The 19,221-nt window shown below is 68.6% G+C and carries 16 protein-coding genes and 1 pseudogene; 4 read left to right on the top strand and 13 right to left on the bottom strand.

The window, feature by feature from the left end:
• The 4 genes and pseudogenes from ACTJI6_RS00005 to nirK all read right to left on the bottom strand — a co-directional run.
• Positions 1-166 (bottom strand): annotated as a pseudogene (locus ACTJI6_RS00005) (pseudoazurin); the annotation flags it as partial.
• Between the two features lie 101 nt (positions 167-267).
• Positions 268-894 (bottom strand): Crp/Fnr family transcriptional regulator, encoded by a 627-nt coding sequence (locus tag ACTJI6_RS00010; RefSeq protein ID WP_440797316.1) that lies wholly within the window; start codon positions 892-894, stop codon positions 268-270.
• A 133-nt stretch (positions 895-1,027) separates the two neighbouring features.
• Positions 1,028-1,840, bottom strand: a complete 813-nt coding sequence (locus ACTJI6_RS00015) for an SUMF1/EgtB/PvdO family nonheme iron enzyme (RefSeq protein ID WP_126152697.1) — start codon at positions 1,838-1,840, stop codon at positions 1,028-1,030.
• An 83-nt stretch (positions 1,841-1,923) separates the two neighbouring features.
• A complete protein-coding gene (gene nirK / locus ACTJI6_RS00020) occupies positions 1,924-3,060 on the bottom strand; it encodes a copper-containing nitrite reductase (RefSeq protein WP_440796726.1) in 1,137 nt (378 codons plus the stop codon).
• 197 nt (positions 3,061-3,257) lie between these two features.
• Between nirK and ACTJI6_RS00025 the strand changes: the two genes are divergently transcribed.
• A complete protein-coding gene (locus ACTJI6_RS00025) occupies positions 3,258-4,469 on the top strand; it encodes an NnrS family protein (RefSeq protein WP_440796728.1) in 1,212 nt (403 codons plus the stop codon).
• 221 nt (positions 4,470-4,690) lie between these two features.
• Here the strand turns inward: ACTJI6_RS00025 and ACTJI6_RS00030 are convergent, their stop codons facing one another.
• From ACTJI6_RS00030 to ACTJI6_RS00040, 3 genes are read right to left on the bottom strand one after another with little or no spacing between them, the layout of a single operon-like run.
• On the bottom strand, positions 4,691-4,972 hold the full coding sequence (locus ACTJI6_RS00030; protein ID WP_126152694.1) for a metal-sulfur cluster assembly factor: 282 nt from the start codon (positions 4,970-4,972) through the stop codon (positions 4,691-4,693).
• A gap of 12 nt (positions 4,973-4,984) precedes the next feature.
• Positions 4,985-5,503, bottom strand: a complete 519-nt coding sequence (locus tag ACTJI6_RS00035) for a DUF2249 domain-containing protein (protein WP_126152693.1) — start codon at positions 5,501-5,503, stop codon at positions 4,985-4,987.
• Positions 5,475-6,830 carry a hypothetical protein gene (locus ACTJI6_RS00040; RefSeq protein WP_440796731.1) on the bottom strand — a complete coding sequence of 452 codons (1,356 nt, stop codon included), beginning with the start codon at positions 6,828-6,830 and terminating at the stop codon, positions 5,475-5,477. Before ACTJI6_RS00040 ends, ACTJI6_RS00035 begins: the two co-directional genes overlap by 29 nt.
• A gap of 211 nt (positions 6,831-7,041) precedes the next feature.
• Here ACTJI6_RS00040 and ACTJI6_RS00045 point away from each other — a divergent pair, with 211 nt between their 5' ends.
• Positions 7,042-7,578, top strand: coding sequence for a PRC-barrel domain-containing protein (locus ACTJI6_RS00045; RefSeq protein WP_440796733.1), 537 nt, complete (start codon positions 7,042-7,044; stop codon positions 7,576-7,578).
• 55 nt (positions 7,579-7,633) lie between these two features.
• Here the strand turns inward: ACTJI6_RS00045 and ggt are convergent, their stop codons facing one another.
• Positions 7,634-9,436, bottom strand: a complete 1,803-nt coding sequence (gene ggt / locus ACTJI6_RS00050; RefSeq protein ID WP_440796735.1) for a gamma-glutamyltransferase — start codon at positions 9,434-9,436, stop codon at positions 7,634-7,636.
• Positions 9,437-9,603: 167 nt separating this feature from the next.
• Positions 9,604-11,280 carry a Na/Pi cotransporter family protein gene (locus ACTJI6_RS00055; RefSeq protein ID WP_440796737.1) on the bottom strand — a complete coding sequence of 559 codons (1,677 nt, stop codon included), beginning with the start codon at positions 11,278-11,280 and terminating at the stop codon, positions 9,604-9,606.
• Positions 11,281-11,393: 113 nt separating this feature from the next.
• Between ACTJI6_RS00055 and ACTJI6_RS00060 the strand changes: the two genes are divergently transcribed.
• On the top strand, positions 11,394-11,585 hold the full coding sequence (locus ACTJI6_RS00060; RefSeq protein ID WP_440796739.1) for a LysR family transcriptional regulator: 192 nt from the start codon (positions 11,394-11,396) through the stop codon (positions 11,583-11,585).
• 262 nt (positions 11,586-11,847) lie between these two features.
• On the opposite strand, the gene ACTJI6_RS00065 is transcribed toward ACTJI6_RS00060, so the two are convergent.
• Both ACTJI6_RS00065 and ACTJI6_RS00070 read right to left on the bottom strand, forming a co-directional pair.
• Positions 11,848-13,125 carry a nitric oxide synthase oxygenase gene (locus ACTJI6_RS00065; protein WP_440796741.1) on the bottom strand — a complete coding sequence of 426 codons (1,278 nt, stop codon included), beginning with the start codon at positions 13,123-13,125 and terminating at the stop codon, positions 11,848-11,850.
• A gap of 4 nt (positions 13,126-13,129) precedes the next feature.
• Positions 13,130-14,683: a B12-binding domain-containing radical SAM protein gene (locus ACTJI6_RS00070; RefSeq protein WP_440796743.1), complete on the bottom strand. Its 1,554-nt coding sequence runs from the start codon at positions 14,681-14,683 to the stop codon at positions 13,130-13,132.
• A 367-nt stretch (positions 14,684-15,050) separates the two neighbouring features.
• Between ACTJI6_RS00070 and ACTJI6_RS00075 the strand changes: the two genes are divergently transcribed.
• Positions 15,051-16,274, top strand: a complete 1,224-nt coding sequence (locus ACTJI6_RS00075) for a glycosyltransferase (RefSeq protein ID WP_440796745.1) — start codon at positions 15,051-15,053, stop codon at positions 16,272-16,274.
• 210 nt (positions 16,275-16,484) lie between these two features.
• Here ACTJI6_RS00075 and ACTJI6_RS00080 read toward each other — a convergent pair whose 3' ends face one another.
• Both ACTJI6_RS00080 and ACTJI6_RS00085 read right to left on the bottom strand, forming a co-directional pair.
• Positions 16,485-17,081 (bottom strand): Isoquinoline 1-oxidoreductase subunit, encoded by a 597-nt coding sequence (locus tag ACTJI6_RS00080; RefSeq protein ID WP_440796747.1) that lies wholly within the window; start codon positions 17,079-17,081, stop codon positions 16,485-16,487.
• Positions 17,078-19,219 (bottom strand): molybdopterin cofactor-binding domain-containing protein, encoded by a 2,142-nt coding sequence (locus tag ACTJI6_RS00085; RefSeq protein ID WP_440796749.1) that lies wholly within the window; start codon positions 19,217-19,219, stop codon positions 17,078-17,080. Before ACTJI6_RS00085 ends, ACTJI6_RS00080 begins: the two co-directional genes overlap by 4 nt.
• Between the last annotated feature and the right edge of the window lie 2 nt (positions 19,220-19,221).

A 19,221-nucleotide genomic window follows, 5' to 3' on the forward strand; every position in this document is an offset into this window, starting at 1 on the left:
AGTGGATCACGTCGCCGGGTTCGGCCTTCACGAAGGCGGGTTCGAACACCATCATCCCGGCCTCGCCCTTGTTCATCATGTGGACTTCGTGCTCGGCGGCGAAGGCCGTGCCGGACAGGGCGAAGGTCAGGGCCAAGGCAGGGGCAAGGAAGAGGGCGCGTTTCATGGGTCTTTCTCCTGAAGTCGCGGACCGGGAACGGTCCGTTGATCAGGGATCTAGGCCCCCGCACCCCCCTGCACTTTGCGAAAACGCAAACAAGGGGCCGTTTAATCCTCGGGGTCGGCGATGCGGGCCAGGCCCTCGGCATCCACCACGGTCAGCTTCTGGCGCCCGCCCTCGACCAGGCCCTGGCTTTCCCACGACGACAAGAGTCGCGAGACGGTATGCAGCGTGGTGCCGGTCATTTCCGCGATGTCCTGGCGGGTGATGGGAAAGTCGATGCGGGTGCCCGCCGCTTCGATCCGGCCCGCCTTTTCGGCCAGCCGCAGGACGGCATGGGCCACGCGGCGCTCGACCTCTTGGGTGGACATCTCGCGCAGACGGGTATGGGCTTCGTCCAGGCGCTGGCCGATGGTCTGCATGGCGTTGATCGCCAGACGGGGGTTGTTTTCCACCACCGCGTCCCAGTCGGCCATCGGCCAGCCCACCACGATGGATTCGACGGCGGCGCGCGCGGTGCCGGGATAGTCGGGCCGGGCCAGGGCGCGCGCAAAGCCGAACAGGTCGCCCGGATGGACCACGCGGACCATCACCTGCTGGCCGTCGGGCGTCACCTGCGTCACCTTCAGCCGCCCGTGCAGCAGCAGATAGAACGCGACCGCCTCGGCCCCCTGTTCGAAGACCAGCCCCCCCTGCGCCACCCGGCGCGGCGTGGCGNGGGCCGTCGGTTCCATTTGCCGGAACAGGGGCAGGTTGCGCACCTGGGATACGTCGATTGCCACGTCTTGCGCCTTCACCTTGGGTTCCTTTGTTAGTGCCGCAAAACGAAGGGGGACGCAAAGCCTTCGGAGGGCCGGGGACGTTCGGTCAGTCGGCGACCTCTCGGACCAGGCGGAAACCCAGGTTGGCGGGAGGCACCCCCACCGAGCAGCCGCCGGATTTGGGATCGCGCACGAAATCGGCGACCGCGGCGCGGTGCAGCCCCTCGACGATATAGATGCCGCAGATGTCGTCTTGGCGCAGGATCGCGCCCGAGGCGTCCTGGTCGACCCGGCGCAAACAGGTCGAGGTCCATTCCCAGACCGCGCCGCCGATGTCGCGGATGCCTTTCGAGTTGACGTTCAGGCTGCCCACCGGCCGGATTTCGCGGTCCAGTTCGCGGCTGCGGGCCGCATCGGCGGCATATTCCGCCAGCCAGCGGACCGCAGGGTTGTCGGGATCGCTGCGCACGCCCAGGGCGTCGTCGCGAAACATTTCGGCCGCGGCATAGGCCCATTCGACATCGGCGGGCAGGCGCCAGACCTGGCCGGTTTCGGCAGACAGCCATTCGGCATAGGCCACCGCGTCCAGCCAACTGACCCCCGTCACCGGCAGGTCGGGGCGGTCGACCGGGCCGCCCGGCGCAAGACAGGCGCCCGCCGCCACGCAATCCAGCCATTGGCCGGTGCTTACGGCGGTTTCCATGATCTCGACGGGGGCGGGGATCCGGGTCATCTGCACCGGCGCATCCGAGGACCGGCCCGCCTGGCGCCAGTCGCCGTCCAGGCGGTGTTCGAAGGGCTGGGGATCCAGCCGCACCATGCGGGGCAGGTCGGGCGCGGGGCGATGATCCAGTGGCCACAGCGACAGGCCAAGCGCGCCGGCGACGGCCCCGGCCAGCAGAACAACGGTGGCGTGCATGTCCTTCGCTCCGGGATTTTGGGGAAAGGGGATGGGCCGTTCCCGCGCGGGAAGGCGCGGGGACGGCGGGGATCACGGCCGGATCAGACGACGGCGGCGGGGGCCACGACCTGCTTCATCAGGTCATCGTTCCACTCGCCCTCGACGATCACATGGGCGGCGGCGCCAAGCTCGAAAGCCTCGATCAGGTTGTGGTTCACATAGGCATAGACGCCCGGCTGTTCGAAGGTATAGATCATCAGCCCCGCCGTGCCGCCGGGAATGAACCAGGTTTCCAGGCCTTCCTCGGGCGGGTTGTTGAACTTGCCGGTCGCCCAGACATAGTTGCCGTGCCCGCCGATCAGGTGGGGCCGGGTGTCGCGGTTGGCCTGGCTGTGGACGAAGGCCACCGTCTCGCCGACCTTGGACTTCATGGCGTTGTCGCCGGTCAGCGCACCCACCGCGCCGTTGAAGACCACATGCGTCGGCGTCAGGGTCTTCATGACAGCCACCACATCCTCGTAGCTTTCGCCGGGGCTGTCATAGGTCTTCCAGTTGCCCGCCTCGTCGCGCGGGACATAGAAATCCTGTTCGCCGACGTAATAGACCTTGTCATAGCTGACCAGCTTGCCGTTGCGGTCCTTCAGCCCGTCGCGCGGCAGCACCATGACGGCGCCGTTCATGCCGGACACGACGTGCCAGGCCACCATGCCCGGAGGGGCGCAGTGATACACGAAGACGCCCGGTTTCGTGGCCTTCCAGCGCAGCACGCAGCGTTCGCCGGGGTTCACCTGGGTCAGGCCGCCGCCGCCAAGCGCCCCGGTCGAGCTGTGGAAGTCGATGTTGTGCATCAGTTCGTTGGTGTCGGGGTTGATCAGGGTCAGTTCCACATAATCGCCCTCGTGGACCACCATCAGCGGTCCCGGCACGGTGCCGTTGAAGGTCGAGGCCCAGTATTCCGCGCCGCTGTCGTCCAGCGTGATCTTCTTCTCGACGATGGTCATCTCGAATTCGACGACCTTGGGACCGCCGGTCGCGACCTGTTCATGGGCGTGGACGAAGGGCGGATCGACCAGATCCACCTTGACGCGCGGCAGGCTGTCCACGTCGGTGGCGGCGGCCGGGGTCAGCACCTTGGCGGCCTCGGCGGTTTCGGCGGCGGCGACGCGGACCTGGCTCAGCGCGCCCGCGATGGCTGCGCCTGCAAGGATCGTGCGGCGACTGACGGACAGGTTGGTCATGGCTTGTTCCTTCATACTCGGTGACAGGATCGGTCCCGGTTCATTCCGGTTGAGGGAACAATGCCACGCCGCGTCGCGGCAAACGTTGTGCTGGATCAACCAAGTGCGGGCCTTTCGCACCGATGCTTGCGGCAACGCAAAGAGCGGGCGTTTTTCCGGCCTATCGGTCAGGGTGACGATTACGAAAGGAACGCGCCATGTCTGATGCGAAACGTCCCCGAATCCCCCGCGGCCTGCGCGCCGACGGCGCCGCGCTGTGGTCCTATGGCTTCCGGCCGTTCTTCCTGGGCGGCGCGCTGTGGGCGGTGGCCGCCATGGCGCTGTGGATCGCCGCGCTGATCCACGGCCTGCCGCTGGGCGGCGATTACGGCCCGGCGCTGTGGCACGCGCACGAGATGGTGTTCGGCTTCGCCCCGGCGGTGCTGGCGGGGTTCCTGCTGACGGCGATCCCCAACTGGACCGGCAGCCTGCCGGTCTCGGGTCCGGCGCTGATCGGCCTGTTTTCGGTCTGGGCGGCGGGCCGGGCGGCGATGGCGGCCGCCGCGCTGACCGGGCCGTGGGCGGCCGCCGCGATCGACGCCGCCTTCCTGCCCCTGCTGCTGGCCATCGCGGCGCGGGAAATCGTCGCAGGGCGCAAGTGGAACGACCTCAAGGTGCTGGCCGGAGTGACGGCGGTCATGGCGGGCAACCTGGGCTTTCACGGCGCGGTGCTGCTGGGCGGCGATCCGGGCCTGTGGCTGCGGGCGGCGGTGGCGGGCTATGTCGTCCTGGTGCTGATCATCGGCGGGCGCATCATCCCCAGCTTCACCCGCAACTGGCTGAACCGGCAGGGCGCGGCGGCGATGCCGGTTCCCTATAACCGCTTCGACATGGGGGTGATCGCTCTGTCGGCCCTGGCGCTTGCCGCCTGGACCCTGGCTCCTGAATCACGCGCCGCCGCCCTGGCCTGCGCGGCGGCGGCGCTGCTGAACGCCGCCCGGCTGGCCCGCTGGCGCGGCTGGGCGATCATGTCAGAGCCGCTGCTGTGGGTGCTGCACCTGTCCTATGGCTTCGTGCCGCTGGGTTTCCTGGCGGTCGCGGCATCGGTCGCGGGGGTCGTGCAGCCGGTCTCGGCGCTGCATGTGCTGACGGTGGGCGTGATCGGGGCGATGATGCTGGCGGTCATGACGCGGGCCACGCGTGGCCATACCGGACGGGCGCTTGCCGCGTCGCGGCTGACCACGCTGTCCTATCTGTTCCTGTTCGCCGCGGCCCTGGCCCGTCCCCTGGCCGATCTGGCCGGATCACCCCGCCTGATGGAGGCCGCGGGCATCCTGTGGATGGGGGCCTTCGGGCTGTTCGTGGCCGAGCATGGCGCGATGCTGATCCTGCGCCGCCGCCAGCCCGCCGGGGCGCAGGCGGGGGCGTAGCGCGGTGACGGCAAGAAGGATGGCCTTTGATTGGCGAAGGCCATCGCCTTCGCCACGTCGCGACCTCCCTACCTGAACCGCCGGGCCTTCCGTGGTTCGGGGCTGCGCCGTCTTTGATCGCGATGCGGCGCGAAGGGCGGGGAAACGCAGTGCGTTTCCCGATCCCGCCCGTGCCAAGCCGAGTATCCTGCCGGGAACCGGCCCCGTCGGAACTTCTCCGATCAGAGCGGCGCCATCCGGTCCGGCGTCCAGGCCGGCTCCCAGACCAGACGCACATCGACCGAGGCCACGCCCTCCAGCGATTGCAGCGCGGTTTCCACGCCCAGGCGCAGGAAATCCGCCAGCGGACAGCCACGCGTGGTGGTGGTCATCTGGATCCCGACATGGCCGCGGTCGTCCGCCTGGATGCCATAGATCATGCCCATGGCCAGCAGATCGCGGCCGGTTTCCGGGTCCAGCACGGTCCGCAGCCTGTCGCGGACCCTGTCCTGCAAGTCGGCCATGGCCGTTTCCCCTCAGTTCCCGCGCCGCACCAGCAGACGATAGGTCGCCCCGTCGGCCGCGAAATTGCCCGCCCATTCGTGATGGCGCATCGCCAGTTCGGGGAACAGGAACATCGGCTCGCGGTCCAGCGTGGCGAACAGCACCTCGCCCGGCGCCATGCGGTCGACGGTTTCCAGGATGCGGACCATCGGCTCAGGCGGCATCAGCCCCGACAGATCCAGCGTGCGGGCCGGGTCGGGCCACAGCGCGGCGCCGGGCGCGGATCCGGGGGCCAGCCCCTCCTCGACCGCCTCGCCCGCGATGGGGGTGAACTCCACCTGCCAGCCGCCATCGGGCAATTGCCGGTCGCTGGCCGAAAAGCCGCGATTGGCCATCACGTTGAACAGGGGCACCGGGCGGAACGGCGCGATCAGCAGCAGCGGCTGACCCGGCTGCAAGCCGTCCACGGCCTGCATGATCTGGGAAAAGGGATCCTGGCCCTGCGCAAGCGAGGGGCGGACATCAAGCCGATGCGGGGCGGGGGTTGTCATAGTCGAAACTCCGGTCGGAAGGGGGAAGGATCATCGGCGGCAGCGCGTCGGGACGCAGGTGGCCGGGCAGGTGGCGCAGGCGGCGGATGGCGATCAGTTCGTGCCCATGCAGCAGCGCCGCCAGCAAAAGCGCAAGGGCCGAGATCTCGAAGGCCGCCGGGCTTTGCACGGCCAGCGCCAGGGTGCCGCCCAGGGCGCCCGCGACCCACAACGCCAAGGACCGCCCGGCCGTCCGGGCATCGGTCAGGTCGTGGACCATCGGCACCGGCGCGCGCCCGATCCGGGGCGCGAAGACCTGAATCCAGGTCAGGAAGCTGGTGATCTTGACCATCTGCGCCAGCGTCAGCGTGGACAGCCACCCGGCCAGGGCGGCAAAGACCGCCGCCTCGGCCCAGGCACCGCCCAGGGTCAGCGCGGGAATCGCCAGCAGGGCGGCAAGGGCCAGGAAGCCCAGGGCGGCGCGGCTCCACAGCATGTTGACCTCGGGGCGGGGGGCGCGGCGGCTGCGCCAGATGCGGCGGATTTCAGCCAGATACAGGCCCGTCGCCAGGGCGCAGACGGCGGCGCAGCCCCAGGCCAGGGGCCAGGGATCGCCGCCCGCCAGCAGGGTGCCAAGCGCGGCCAGCAGCAGCGCCAGCGCCACCCCCGCCGCGATCAGCGCCGCGCGGCGCAGGCGGCTGCCCCCATCCGGGGCGATCAGGAACATCGGAAACAGCCGATAGCTGACGCCCATCGCCGCCAGGGTCAGCCAGAAGCCCCCGCCCAGCAGGATATGCGGCGCCAGCCCGTCGGGCAGCAGCGCGGCGGCCCAGCCCGCCCCCTCGAAGGCCCAGGCCATGCCCGTCCCGGTTCCCCACAGGACCGGCAGCGCCAGCAGCGCCGTCAGCACCGTCGCGCCGTCCTGGGTGCGCCAGGCCCGCGCGGCGACCAGCGTCCCGCCCAGCATCGCCAAGGCCAGCGCGAAGCCCAGCCCCAGCAGCACCGGCCCCGCCGCCAGCAGCGTGCCCGTGGGCCAGCCCTCCAGCGTCAGCAAACCCGCCGCCAGCTCCAGCGTCCCCAGGCCGCACAGGATCAGCGCGGGCAGCGCCAGCCGGGGCAGGATCAGCGCGCGCGCGGTCAGCACCGGCACGAACTGGATCAGCGAACCCAGCATCATCTGGCTCAGCCATCCAAGCGCGAACAGATGCACGGCGGCCAGGGCCCCTGCCCCCGACCAGCGGCCGGGTCCGGCAAGGCCCAGGCAAGCCAGCACCAGGGCCGCCAGCAGAAATGCCAGCGCCGAGGCGAACCACGCCAATGTCCATCTGGAAAGCGCCTTGCCCAGCATGTCCGTTCCCCAAAATCCTGACGTTCAGAATTCCCCGGCCGGGCCGGGGCGTCGTTGATCGAACGCAAAGAAAGCCACGGTTTCGCAGCCCACCGCCCCGCTTCACATTCAGTTTGCCAAATCGTGTGGGAACCCTGTCCCGTCCCGGCTGTTGACTGGACAGCCGGCCCAGCCGGACCCGTACAGACGCAGACAAGAAGGACCATTGCCCATGACCAAGCTGCTTGCTTCCACCGCCCTTGTCGCCATGCTTGCCTCGCCCGTGATGGCGCAGACGGCGACCGACGCCACCACCGCCCCTGCCGCCGATGCCACCACGACCACCGCCCCCGCGGCGGATACCGCGACCACCGCGCCTGCCGCGGACGCGACGACCACCGCGGCCACGGACGATGGCTTCGGCTATACCGCCATGGCGGGCGACATGTCGGCCGAAACCTTCATCGGCAAGCGCCTCTACAGCTCGGAAACCGAGGTGGACGTGGGCGCGACCTATACCGAGGTCGACCAGAACTGGAACGACATCGGCGAGATCAGCGACCTGGTGCTGAGCCAGGACGGCCAGGTCAAGGCCGTGCTGGTCGATATCGGCGGCTTCCTGGGCTTGGGCGAACGGACGGTGGCGGTGTCCATGGACGACCTGCGCACCATCCGCGACGGCGATTCGGAAAACGAGTATTTCATCGTCTTCACCGCTAACCGCGCGGCCTTGGAAAACGCCCCGGAATTCGCCTGGGCTGACGAATAAGCGGCGGCATTCCCACGACGGAAAGGGCGCGCGTCAGGCGCGCCCTTTTTCATGCTCAGCCGCCCAGGGCAATGCCTTCGCGCCGGGGATCGGCGCCCCCCGACAGGCCCTCGGGGCCGATCACGATGCCTTGCAGGCCCGAGGTCAGCTCGGTCTCCTTCAGCTCGAATCCCAGGGCGGTCAGGCCGTCGGCCAGGGCGGCGGGCAGGCCCGGTTCGACATCCATGGGACCGAAGCGGTTCACCAGATTGGGCGCGGCCACGGCTTTCTGGATGTCCATGCCCCAGTCCAGATGGGCGATGATCGCCCGTGCGACATAGCCGAGGATGCGGCTGCCGCCCGGCGATCCGATCACCATCGCGGGCTTGCCGTCCTTCAGCACGATGGTCGGCGCCATGGACGACCGGGGCCGCTTGCCCGGCGCCAGCGCATTGGCGATGGGCCAGCCGTCGGCGTCATGGGTCTCGAAGCTGAAATCGGTCAGTTCGTTGTTCAGCAGGAAGCCATGCGCCATCACCCGCGACCCGAAGCCGTTCTCGATGGTGGTGGTCATCGACAGCGCATTGCCCTGCCGGTCCACGATCGAGATATGCGTGGTCGAGGGCAGTTCCAGAGACCTGTCCTGCCCCCACAGCGCCGCGTGGGACCAGCCGGGCTGGCCCGGCGCGACCTCGGGCAGGCTGTCGTCGCCCGCCAGCAGCTTGGCCCGTTCGGCCAGATAGGCGGGATCGATCAGCCCCTCGGTCGGCATCGGCACATGGTCGCTGTCGGCCATGAAGCGGCCCCGGTCGGCAAAGGCCAGCCGCGAGGCGTCGCCGATCAGCCGCCAGCTGTCCGGGTTTTCCGCCCCCAGTGCCGCCAGATCGTACCCGCCCAGCATCCCCAGGATCTGCCCCACGGTCAGCCCCCCGGACGAGGGCGGCCCCATGCCGCAGACATCGTGGGCGCGGTATTCCACGCAGACGGCGGGGCGTTCGACCACGCGATAGGCGGCCAGATCGCCCAGGGCCAGCAGGCCGGGATTGTCCGCGCCCCGCACGGCGGCAACGATGCCCTCGGCGACCTCGCCCCGATAGAACCCGTCGGCGCCCTGGTCCGCCAACCTGCGCAGCGTTTCGGCATAGGCCGGGTTTTTCAGCAATGCCCCTGCCGCGACCGGCTTTCCGCCGGGAAAGAAATAGGCCGCCGTTGCCGGATCGGGTTGCAGGGCGTCACCCTCGGCCGCGACCAGATCGGCCAGGCGGGGCGAGACGGTGAAGCCTTCCTCGGCCAGCCGCAGGGCGTCGTCGAACAGGCCCGCCCAATTCGCCCGGCCCCATCTGCGATGCGCGGCCTCCAGCAGGGCGGGGGTGCCGGGGGTGCCGACCGAACGGCCGCCGACCACGGCGTCCATGAACTCCATCGGCTGCCCGGCATCGTCCAGAAACAGCGTGGGCGTCGCGGCCAGGGGGGCGGTCTCGCGCCCGTCCAGCGTCGTCAGCTCGCCGGTCTCGGCGTCATACCAGACCAGGAAGGCCCCGCCCCCCAGGCCCGAGCTTTGCGGTTCCACCAGACCCAGCACCGCCTGCACCGCAATCATCGCATCCGCCGCGCTGCCCCCGGCCGCCAGGATCCTGGCGCCTGCCTGGACCGCCAGGGGATGGGCCGCGCTGACCATCCAGTCCTGGCCGGCGACGGGCCTGCCCTCGGCCTTGGCGGTCAGGGCCGCGCGCGCCGCCTCGGTCAGGGGACCGAAGGCGTCGCCCCGGCCGGGCGCCTCGGTCGCGCCTTCGGGCGCGACGGCATCGGTCGCCTGCTGGGCCTGTCCCATGGCAACGCTGCCCAGAAGCAGCGCGATGGCAAGTGCCGGATATTTCATCCCCGTCTCCCCCCTTCATGACGGGTCCAGTCTGCGCGCTTGGGGGCCATGGCGCAACCCGTGGGATGGCCGACGCCATCGCACCGGCCACCGCTGCGTCCGGGAAGGCAGCCGTGGCGGCGGTCGTTGATCGTTTGCCACGACGAAGCCTCGCACCGTCCCAGGGATCAGATCATAAGATTCTTCGATGTTTCTTCGCGCGTCAGCCGGGATTCCAGCAGATCGCCGTTCCGGGTCAGGATGGGATAGGCCACCTTCACCAACAAAGAATTGATTTCCTTCAGGGATCTGACCACCTCAAGGTGCAGGTCGCTGGTTTCCATGCTTTCGGCCTGGCCGCTGCGCAGCCGCGCCAGATGGCGGTCGTGGCTTTCCCGTTCCAGACGGCGCAGCACCGATTTCTCGGCCACAAGCTGGCGGGCGGCGGACAGGTCGCCGCTGACCATCACATGCAGGGCAAGCTGCATGTTGGCCAGGACACGGGCGTGCATCCGGGACAACTCCTCCCATCCTTCCGCCGAAAACCGCAGCTGCCGCTGAAGCTTCTCGTCCGCCTGGGCCAGCAGGTTCTTGGCGATCAGATCACCGATCGCCTCGAAGTCGATGGCCATGGCGGCCAGTTCCAGACTGCGCTTCGCCTCGTCCTCGGTCAGGTCGCCGCGATTGATCCGGGCAATGAACAGCTTGATGTCCGTGTGACGCTGGTTCACCTCGTCATCCATGGCGCGAAGCTGGGCGATCCGGCGGGCGTCGCCGCCCTCCAGCACGTCGGCGACCGGACGCAGCATCGCCTCGACCGCCTCGGCCATGCGCAGCAGTTCGCGCTGCACACTGGCAAGCGCCAGCCGGGGCTGGGACAGCGAGGACGGGTCCAGCGAACTGCGATAGCCGGGCATCGCCTCGGCGCCATCGGGCTTGGGCCACAGGCGCGCGGTCAGCCGGTCCATCGTCCCCGCCAGGGGCAATGCCACGATCAGCAGCGCGGCGTTGAACAGCACGTGGAAATTGACAAGCTGCACCCCGGCATCGCCGCCCAGGTATTGCAACGGCTGCGGCACGACTTGCAGCAGGATCAGCGCGGCGACCGCGCCCGTGCCGCGAAAGATCAGGTTGCCCATCGGGATGCGGCGTTCGGGCAGCGCCGTCCCGCGCGTCAGCCAGGCCGCGATCAGCGCGCCGCCCAGATTGGCACCCAGAACCATCGGCGCGGCCGCCTGGGCCGGCAGCAGCCCACCCGAGGCGAAGCTGGCAAACAGCAGCAGCGCCGCGACCGAGGAATGCAGCCCCCAGGCCAGCAGCGCCGCCAGCGCAAAGGCCGTCAGCGGATCGCCGCGCAGATAGGCCGCGACCTGCGGCAGCACCGCGCTGTCGCGCAGCGGCTCGGTCGCCTCGGCCACCATGCCCAGCGACAGCAGGATGAAGCCGATGCCAAGGACGATGCGGCCGATCTGGCGGATCTGGCGGTTCTCGAACTTCAGGAACATCGTCGCCCCGGCCAGCAGCAGGATCGGGATCAGTTCGGACAGGTCGAAGGACAGCAGCTTCACGACCAAGGCCGATCCCAGATCCGCCCCCAGCATCGCCGCGATGCCCGCCGTCACCCCCAGCATCCCCGATGCGGCAAAACCCACCGCCAGCACCCCCACCGCGGTCGAGCTTTGCAGCACGACGGCCAGGATCATCCCGGCCATGGCGATACCCGCCGATCCGCCCCTCGCCTGTCGCAGGGTGCGGCGCAGGGACAGCCCCCAGGCACGTTCCACCCCGGTCCGCACCATCCTGACCGCCCACAGCAACAGCATGACGGCGGCGGCCAGATGGATCAGGATCAGGATGGGATGCATGGCGTGGTCTCCGCGTATGGACCTTCACGAAAGCCGCACGGCGTTTTACAAATCAAATCGTTACTTCCGATGGTATCATAGAATTTCCCGAGGCTGCGAGGCGCTGTATCCAGTTGCGTCGCCACCCCTGGGGCTTTTCCCGCGCGGCCCAGGAATTGCTGCCGACCCAGCCTGACATTTCCGATCAGGTCCGCAAGCTGGAAGAAGAATACGACGTTCTGTTGTTCAACCGGATGCGCAAGCAGGTGACGCGACCAGCGCAGGAGAGGCCGACCTGGGCGCTCTGGGCCAGATGCCGACCCTGAGGAGCTTCGACTGCCAGCTTCTCGGTTCGTCCCCATCATCGCCTTTGTGGCGCGCACGCACGATCTGGCGGGCGCCGGGCAGTTGCGGCTGGATCAGCGTTCCGGTCATCCGCTGGTCCTGCGCGAACGCGGTTCCAAGACCCGCGCCAAGCTAAAGGTCGCGACACGCGCCTTGGGCCTGGATCTGCAACCCGCCGTCCAAGCCGGGGGGAGCGGGGCGGTCCGGGAGATCGTCGCCTCCCGCCGACGCGGGCGGCGGGCCTTAACCCGCCATCCGCTTCCAGATTTTCCAGCGGCGGTGAAAGCGGTCCAGCCAGACAAGGCTGCGGCGGCGATGCCGGTCGCCGTACCAGGGCATCATCCGCAGCCCCTCGTCGCCCCGGTCGCGATAGAAGTTCGGAACCGGGTGGAAATTCCGCATCTTCAGATGGAAGACATCGCAGGCCGCCGCGGCCTGGGGCGGCACGATCCAGCGCCAGTCGGCCGCGACGCAGCGGCCCGCCGCCTGTTCGCGCCGGTGAAACGTCATGAACTGGTCCGAGGCGCTGTGATGGTCCAGGATCGTGACCCCGGCCTGGCGATACGAATGCAGGACCGCCGCGTTCAATTCGGTCAGCGCCCGGTCCTTCCACAGCGGATCGGCCCGCTGATCGGGCACGATCCCGACGGCTTGGGCCAGATGGCCCAGAACGTCATAGCGTTTCCTGTCTGCGAAATCGCGCGATGCGATCTCGGTCCCCATGTAGAAGCCGTTGAACGGCGCGCAGGGATAGTCGATCCCGCCGATGGTCATGATATGGCCGGTGACCAGCGGAACCGAATACCACCGCAGGCCCAATTCGGCGACGGCGGGAAAGCCCGGATGGGTGATCGGCACCTCGCGGATGCAGGACGGCGGCAGGTCGACGATGTGCCGCCGGTCCTCCCGGTCCCGGATCATCAGCGGCAGGGGATCGAACGCCCCCGGCACCAGTGGCGGCCGCCAGCCCAGCGACATGGCGATGCGCGTCATTTCCTGGTTCTGCCGGTCGCCGGTCACACGCCCGTCGGCCTGGACATGGGCCGCATACTGGATCGCCTGGGGGCTTTCGATCCAAGCCGGCAGGTCCGTCCCCCGGACCGGCGCGAAGACCGAGATGATCGATCGAATGCGCCCGTCGCCATGCGCCTCGTCCAGATGGGCAAAGACCCGCTGGGCGATCTGCGCGGGATCCGTCAGGTGGCGGCAGTCCACGACATCCAGGCTTTCCCACAGCAGCCGGCCGATGCAGCGCCCGTTGTTGCGCCAGGCCAGGCGCGCGCCATAGGCCAGCTCGTCGGGGGTGTGTTCGTAATGGCCGGTCCTGGCAAGCTCTCGCCGGACTGCGGACCAGCGCGCCTGCCGGGCGGCCTTTCCCGCCCCCATGGCATCATGGAAGGCGTCCAGGAAGGCGCGCGCCTCCTCTCTCCTCTCCAGGGCCGACAGGCGCCGCAGCCGTCGCTGCAAGGGGCTTCCGTGCAGCGCATCGGCGCGCTGCCAGCCTCCGCGAAACAGCGCCATCACATCACATCAGACCGTCGAACTGCCGTGCCGAATCGCGCAGGGGGCGCCGGTTGATCTGGTGGACGATGGACAGCACCCGCGCCTTGGACCGGCGGTAATCCCGCCCGAACGGCCGCAGCCGCCGATAGCCGAACTGGGCGCGGGCGTGATCGCTGGTGGTCAGCGCCAGTTCGGCGCCGCTTTCCGCAGTGCCCACCATGTCGCGCCAGACGGGCGTGTCGGTGTACAGGCTGAAATTGTTGAAGCGCACCCGGTCCAGCATGTGCCCATGGGTTTCCAGGAACCGTTCGGTCGCCTCCATGTCCTGCGCCGTCTCGCCGGGGAAGCCCTTGAACATGGTGCAGCGGATCGACAGGCCTGCGGCATGGGCGTCGTGGATGAACTGCGAATTGCGTTCGACGCTGCTGCCCTTCCGCATCCGGTCCAGCAGGGCCTGGCTGCCCGTTTCCAGGCCGAAGGACACCCGGCGCATCCCGCCGTCCACGGCGGCCATCAGATCGCGGCGCGACAGTCCGTTGTCGTCGCGCTGATCGACATGGACGGTGCCGACCCATTCGGCCCCCTGGACGTAATCCTGGATCCGGCCCGCGATGCCGCGGATCATGTCGGGCCAGGAATTCAGCTTCAGGTCCAGGAACAGGAAGCTGGCGGTGTTGTGGCGGCGCGCCTGTTCCTGCATTTCCAGCAGCACGCTGTCGATGCTGCGGGTGCGGAACTTGCGGCCCGAGGCCGAGATCACGTCCGAACAGAACAGGCAGCGGTCCCACTGACAGCCGCGCCCCGTCATCAGGGGCACGATGCGCACCGGATAGCGGTCCCAGGGAAAATCGGTGAAATCCGGGATCGGCGTGGCGTCCAGCGGCCGCAGAGGAGGCGCGACGGACGAGCTGCGGCCATCCGCCAGCGTCACGCCAGGATATTGCAGCACGTCCCCCTTGGTCAGGAAGGTCCGCAGCAGGTCGGGCAGCACCAGGTCGGCCTCTCCCCCGAACAGCATCGAGATGCCCGGCACCTGGCGCCATTCCTGGGCGACATGGGTCAGGTTGAACATCGGCCCGCCCACGATCACCGGAATGCCGGCCTCCCTGGCCAGCGCGGCCAGGGCGCGGATCGTCGTCATATGTTGCAGATAGGCCGAAATCAGGATCACGTCCGGCCGCCGGGCAATGGCGCGCGCCGCCTGCTTCAGGACGGTCGGATGCGGACGTTCGTGCCGGGCGCGGTAAGCCTTTCGCAACAGGTCGCGCAGGGCATAGGCCTGCGGCATGTCCGTCAGGCTGATCCGGCGGCGCAGATGATCGAAGACGTTTTCCTGCCGCTCGCGGGCGGCGGCGGGCACGTCATGGGCAAGCGGCGACAGCAGTTCGACCGTCTGCCCCGTGTTGCGAAGCGCGGCGATCAGCAGCCCGATGGCAAGGGTCGGAAAGGTCGAAAAGTTGTTCAGGTCCACAAGCAGGACATGATGCCGGACAGTCGTGGCGAAATCCGGTGCGGCCCTGCCTTCATAGGAGCGGGCCGGCGACAGGCTGCGCGGAATGCGGATATTCTGATTCATAACATGTCACTCCAAAAAACTCAACAAAACGACAGCCCGGATATTCGGCAGAACATGCTTCTCTTATTGTCCCCGGATCGCCATGCGGCCGCCGACAGGGAAATCACGCGATCTTTATCGGCAGTCCTTTCGCCGAAAACCTGTCCATTTGGACAGTTCCTTAAAAATTAACCAATTTTTAATTCCGCTTTGGTTGTGGCGTGATTATAGACCTCAACCTCACAACGGTTTTGACTAGACAAATCCGACCAAATCAGCGGCTGACCCGCATTTACCAACCAGCAAAAATCAGCTTTGGAAAAACGGCGGCATTGAATAAAAACACGACTGTCATTTGATAATCGCCGCTTCGGCCTGGGGATAAGGTTTGCCTTCGGATCACATCGTTTATCTGACGGGCCTTTATCCCGCCGTGTCGCATACCTTCATTCTGCGCGAGGTCGCCGCCCTGCGCGCCATGGGGCTGCGGGTGACGACCTGTTCGGTCAACCGGCCCCAACCCGCCCATCTGATCGGCCCGGATGAACGGACGGCGGCGGGGACCACCTTCTATCTGCTGGCCGCCGCTTGCAGGCCGCTGACCCTGCTGGCCGCCGTGGGTCGGGCAATCCGCAGGCCCCGGCGGCTGGCGCGGGCCGCAGGCATCTTGCGACACAGCGGCGCGACGGGGATCGGCGGCCATGCCCGGCAAGTGGCCTATCTGATCGAGGCGATGGTGCTGGCGCGGTTTCTGGACCGATCCGGCGCCACGCGGATCCACAACCAGCTTGGCATGGCCTCGGCCTCGGTCAGCCTCTATGCCTCGGTTCTTGCGGGGATTCCGTTCAGCTTCACTCTGCACGGCCCGGACGACTTCCTGGAAGGCCCGTCGCGGCAGATGGCCGCCAAAATCGCATCGGCGGATTTCGTCGCCTGCATCAGCGCGTTCTGCCGCGACCAGGCCCGGCAGCGATGCGACAGCCGGGACTGGCCCAAGTTGCAGATCGTTCGCTGCGGGATCGACCCCGCCGCCTATCGCCGGGCCGACCGGACGCCGCCCCTGCGACGCCTCTTGTTCGTCGGCCGCCTGGTGCCGGTCAAGGGGGTATCCGTCCTGATCGGGGCGTTCGGCCGGATTGCCCGCGACTGTCCCGATGCCGTCCTGACCATCGTCGGCGACGGCCCCGACCGCGCCGGGCTTGAGGCGATGGCCTCAAGCCTGGGGCTGGACGGCAGGATCGCCTTTACCGGCGCCCAGAACCAGCAGCAGGTCGCCGCCCGGATGGCCGAGGCCGACCTGTTCGTCCTGCCCTCGTTCGCCGAGGGGCTGCCGGTCGTCCTCATGGAGGCGATGGCGTCCGGCCTGCCGGTGATCGCCACCAACATTGCAGGCATCCCCGAACTGGTCGAGGACAATGTCACCGGGCGGCTGGTCGAGGCCGGGGATGAACGGCAACTGGCGCGGGCGATGCGGGACTGCCTGACCATGCCGCTGCCCGCCCTGACCATGGCCCGACAAGGGCAAATCCGCGCCTCCCGCGACCACGACATGTGGACCGAGGCACGGCGCCTGGCCCGCTTCCTTCAGGCGTCGGGCAATCGGCCAGCCTGAGACCCTGCCGCCCGCGCATTCCCGTCCCGGAACGAGGCCATGATGACGATCGCGGTCGAGGTCAGGCCGAAGCGGGGGATCCGACAGCCGGCCCGACCAGGGCCGCCAGGCGCGCGGGCTGCAATCCGGGCCGATGATGAACAGGAACAGCGCCAGTTCCGCGACATGGATAGGGGATTGCGCGTCGCGGCGGCGGTCAAGGGACAACCGTCACCCTGGACAGGCGGCTCCGGTGTCGATCCAGGCCCGCGTCAGCTGGCCGAAGATTTCCTGGCTGCCGGGGGCGGGCTCGCGGCCCGCGCCGGGGTGCCAGCCCCAGCCGACCAAGCCATCATGGGCGTTGTGTTCGTGAAGCTCTTCCAGCGTCTTGCCGCCGTTGCGTTGGGGATCCTTGATCTGCTGGCAGATCTCGCCCAGGGACAGGCCGACCCAGCCCATGCTGACCGGGGCCAGCGACCAGGGCTCGTGCCCCGGAATGCTGCCCTGGCCGCCGGTCAGGGTCACATTCTCGGCCCCGTGGCAGGTGTTGCAGGTCATCCCCGGCGCGCCGAAATCCGCCTCTCCGCGCACCACGGGCGGATCGTGGGGATGCATGTCGTCGCCCTGCGTCGGCCCGCCGGTGACCGGGTGGCAGTTCAGGCAGCGCGGATGGGTCAGCACCTTGCCCATTTCCTGAAACAGGGCTGCGGACCTTTCGGCCTTGTCGGCGATGGCAGCGAAGGCGTCGGGGGTTTCCAGGTCGTCCTGCGCCCAAAGCGGCGCGGCGCAGAACAGCGCCGGAACAAGAACGGCCGTGACTGATCTCATGAAATCGCTCCGCCGAAAGGAAGCTGGTATTGCCGGGCGCCGTTCAAGGCGCGCCAGGCATTGGCCATCGCCGGGGCCAGCGGCGGCACGCCCGGTTCGCCGACGCCGGTCGGATCCGCGGCGCTGCGGATGATCGAGACCTCGACCGCGGGCATCTCTGCGATCCGCAGCATCGGATAGTCGTGGAAATTCGACTGTTCCACCGTGCCGCCCGGCGCCAGGGTGATGCGGCTGTGCAGCGCGGCGGACAGCGCATAGCCGATGCCGCCCTCCATCTGCGCGCGGATCACGTTGGGATTGACGGCGATGCCGCAATCGACGGCGCACCAGACGCGGGTGACACGCGGGGTGCCGCCGCGATCCTCGACCTCGACCACCTCGGCGACATAGGTGCCGAAGCTTTTCGCGTAAGCGATGCCATAGCCCTTGCCGTCGCGGCGCGGTCCCTGCCAATCGGCCATGCGGGCGGCCTCGGCAATCACAGCGCGTTCGCGCGCGGCCTCGGGCGGCAGCAGGTCCAGGCGGCCCTGCACGGGATCCTTTCCGGCGGCCTCCAGAACCTCGTCCAGGAAGGTCTCGACCGCATAGGCGGTGTGGGTATGCCCCACCGACCGCCACCACAGCACGCTGACCGGGCTTTCCATCCGCGCCCAGCCGATGCGCCGCGCGCCCAGGCGGTAGGGCAGGCCGGTGGAGCCTTCGAACGAGCTGTTGTCCGGGCCGCCCTTCAGCATCGCCTCCATCGGCGTGCCCGCCATGATCGACTGGTTGGCGACGACGTTTTCCCAGGCGACGATGGTGCCGTCCGCATCCAGGCCGGCGCGCAGGCGGTGGACGGTCATCGGGCGGTAATAGCCGCCCTTCACGTCGTCCTCTCGGGTCCAGACCAGCTTGAAGGCGCCGTCGCGCCCGGCGGCCTTGGCGATTGCACCGACCTCGGCCGCAAGATGGGCCGAGCCCTGCGCCCGCCGACCGAAGGATCCGCCCGCCATCAGCACGTTGATCGTCACGTCCTCGGGCGCGATGCCCAAGGCGCCCGCGATAGTGGGCTTGTCAAAGGACGGGAACTGGCTGCCGAACCACAGCTCGGCCTTGCCGCCCTTGGTCTCGATCACCGCATCCAGGGGTTCCATCGGCGCATGGGCCAGATAGGGGAAACGGTATTCGGCCGTCAGCACCCTGGCCGCGCCGTCGATGGCTGACAGGTCGCCCTCTTCCTCGACCGTCTCGCCGCCCTGGGCGGCGGCCTCGGCGAAGGCCGCGAACATCTGGGTGGAGCTGCGCGTTTCCGCCTTGCTGTCGTCCCATTCCAGGATCAGCGCGTCGCGGCCCTTCAACGCGGCATAGGTGTTGGTCGCATAGACCGCCACGCCCGAGGGCACGGTCCGCACCATCTCGACCCCTTTCACCGCCAGGGCGGCGCTGTCGTCCACGCGGGCCAGGGTCGCGCCGAACCGGGGCGGATGCGCCACCACCACGGTCAGCATCCCGTCGCGATAGACATCCAGGGTGAACTGCGCGGTGCCGGTGGATTTCGACGCGCTGTCCAGCTTGGGCCGGTCGGTGCCGATCAGCACGAAATCGGCGGGGGCCTTGATCGGCGGGTCTTCGGGCACCGGCTGGCGGGCGGCGGCGGTCGACAGCGCGCCGAAGCCGGACGACCGGCCCGAGGCCTCATGCGCGACGACCCCCGCCTTGACGGTGATCTCAGAGGCGGGGACGCCCCATTCCTCGGCCGCAGCGGCGACCAGCATGGCGCGGGCGGCGGCGCCGGCCTTGCGCATCTGGATGAAGCTGTTGGCGATGGCGGTGGACCCCCCGGTCCCCTGCGCCCCGAAGGCGAGGTTCGCATACAGCCTGTCGTCGGCGGGCGCGCCTTCGGCCCGCATCTGCGACCAGTCGGCGTCCAGTTCCTCGGCCACCAGGGTGGCAAGGCCGGTATAGGGCCCCTGCCCCATCTCAAGATGCTTGATCATCACCGTGACCAGATCGTCGGTCCCGATGCGGACAAAGGCATTGGGCGCGAATGGCCCGGCCACGGTCATCTGCGCCCGGCCCCGCCCGACCGGCAGCGTCACAGCCAGAAGCAGCCCGGCCCCGCCTGCCAGAAATCCCCGGCGCGTCGTCAGAATGGACATGG

The organism is Paracoccus sp. 22332, assembly GCF_052045125.1.
GTDB lineage: Bacteria > Pseudomonadota > Alphaproteobacteria > Rhodobacterales > Rhodobacteraceae > Paracoccus > Paracoccus haematequi_A.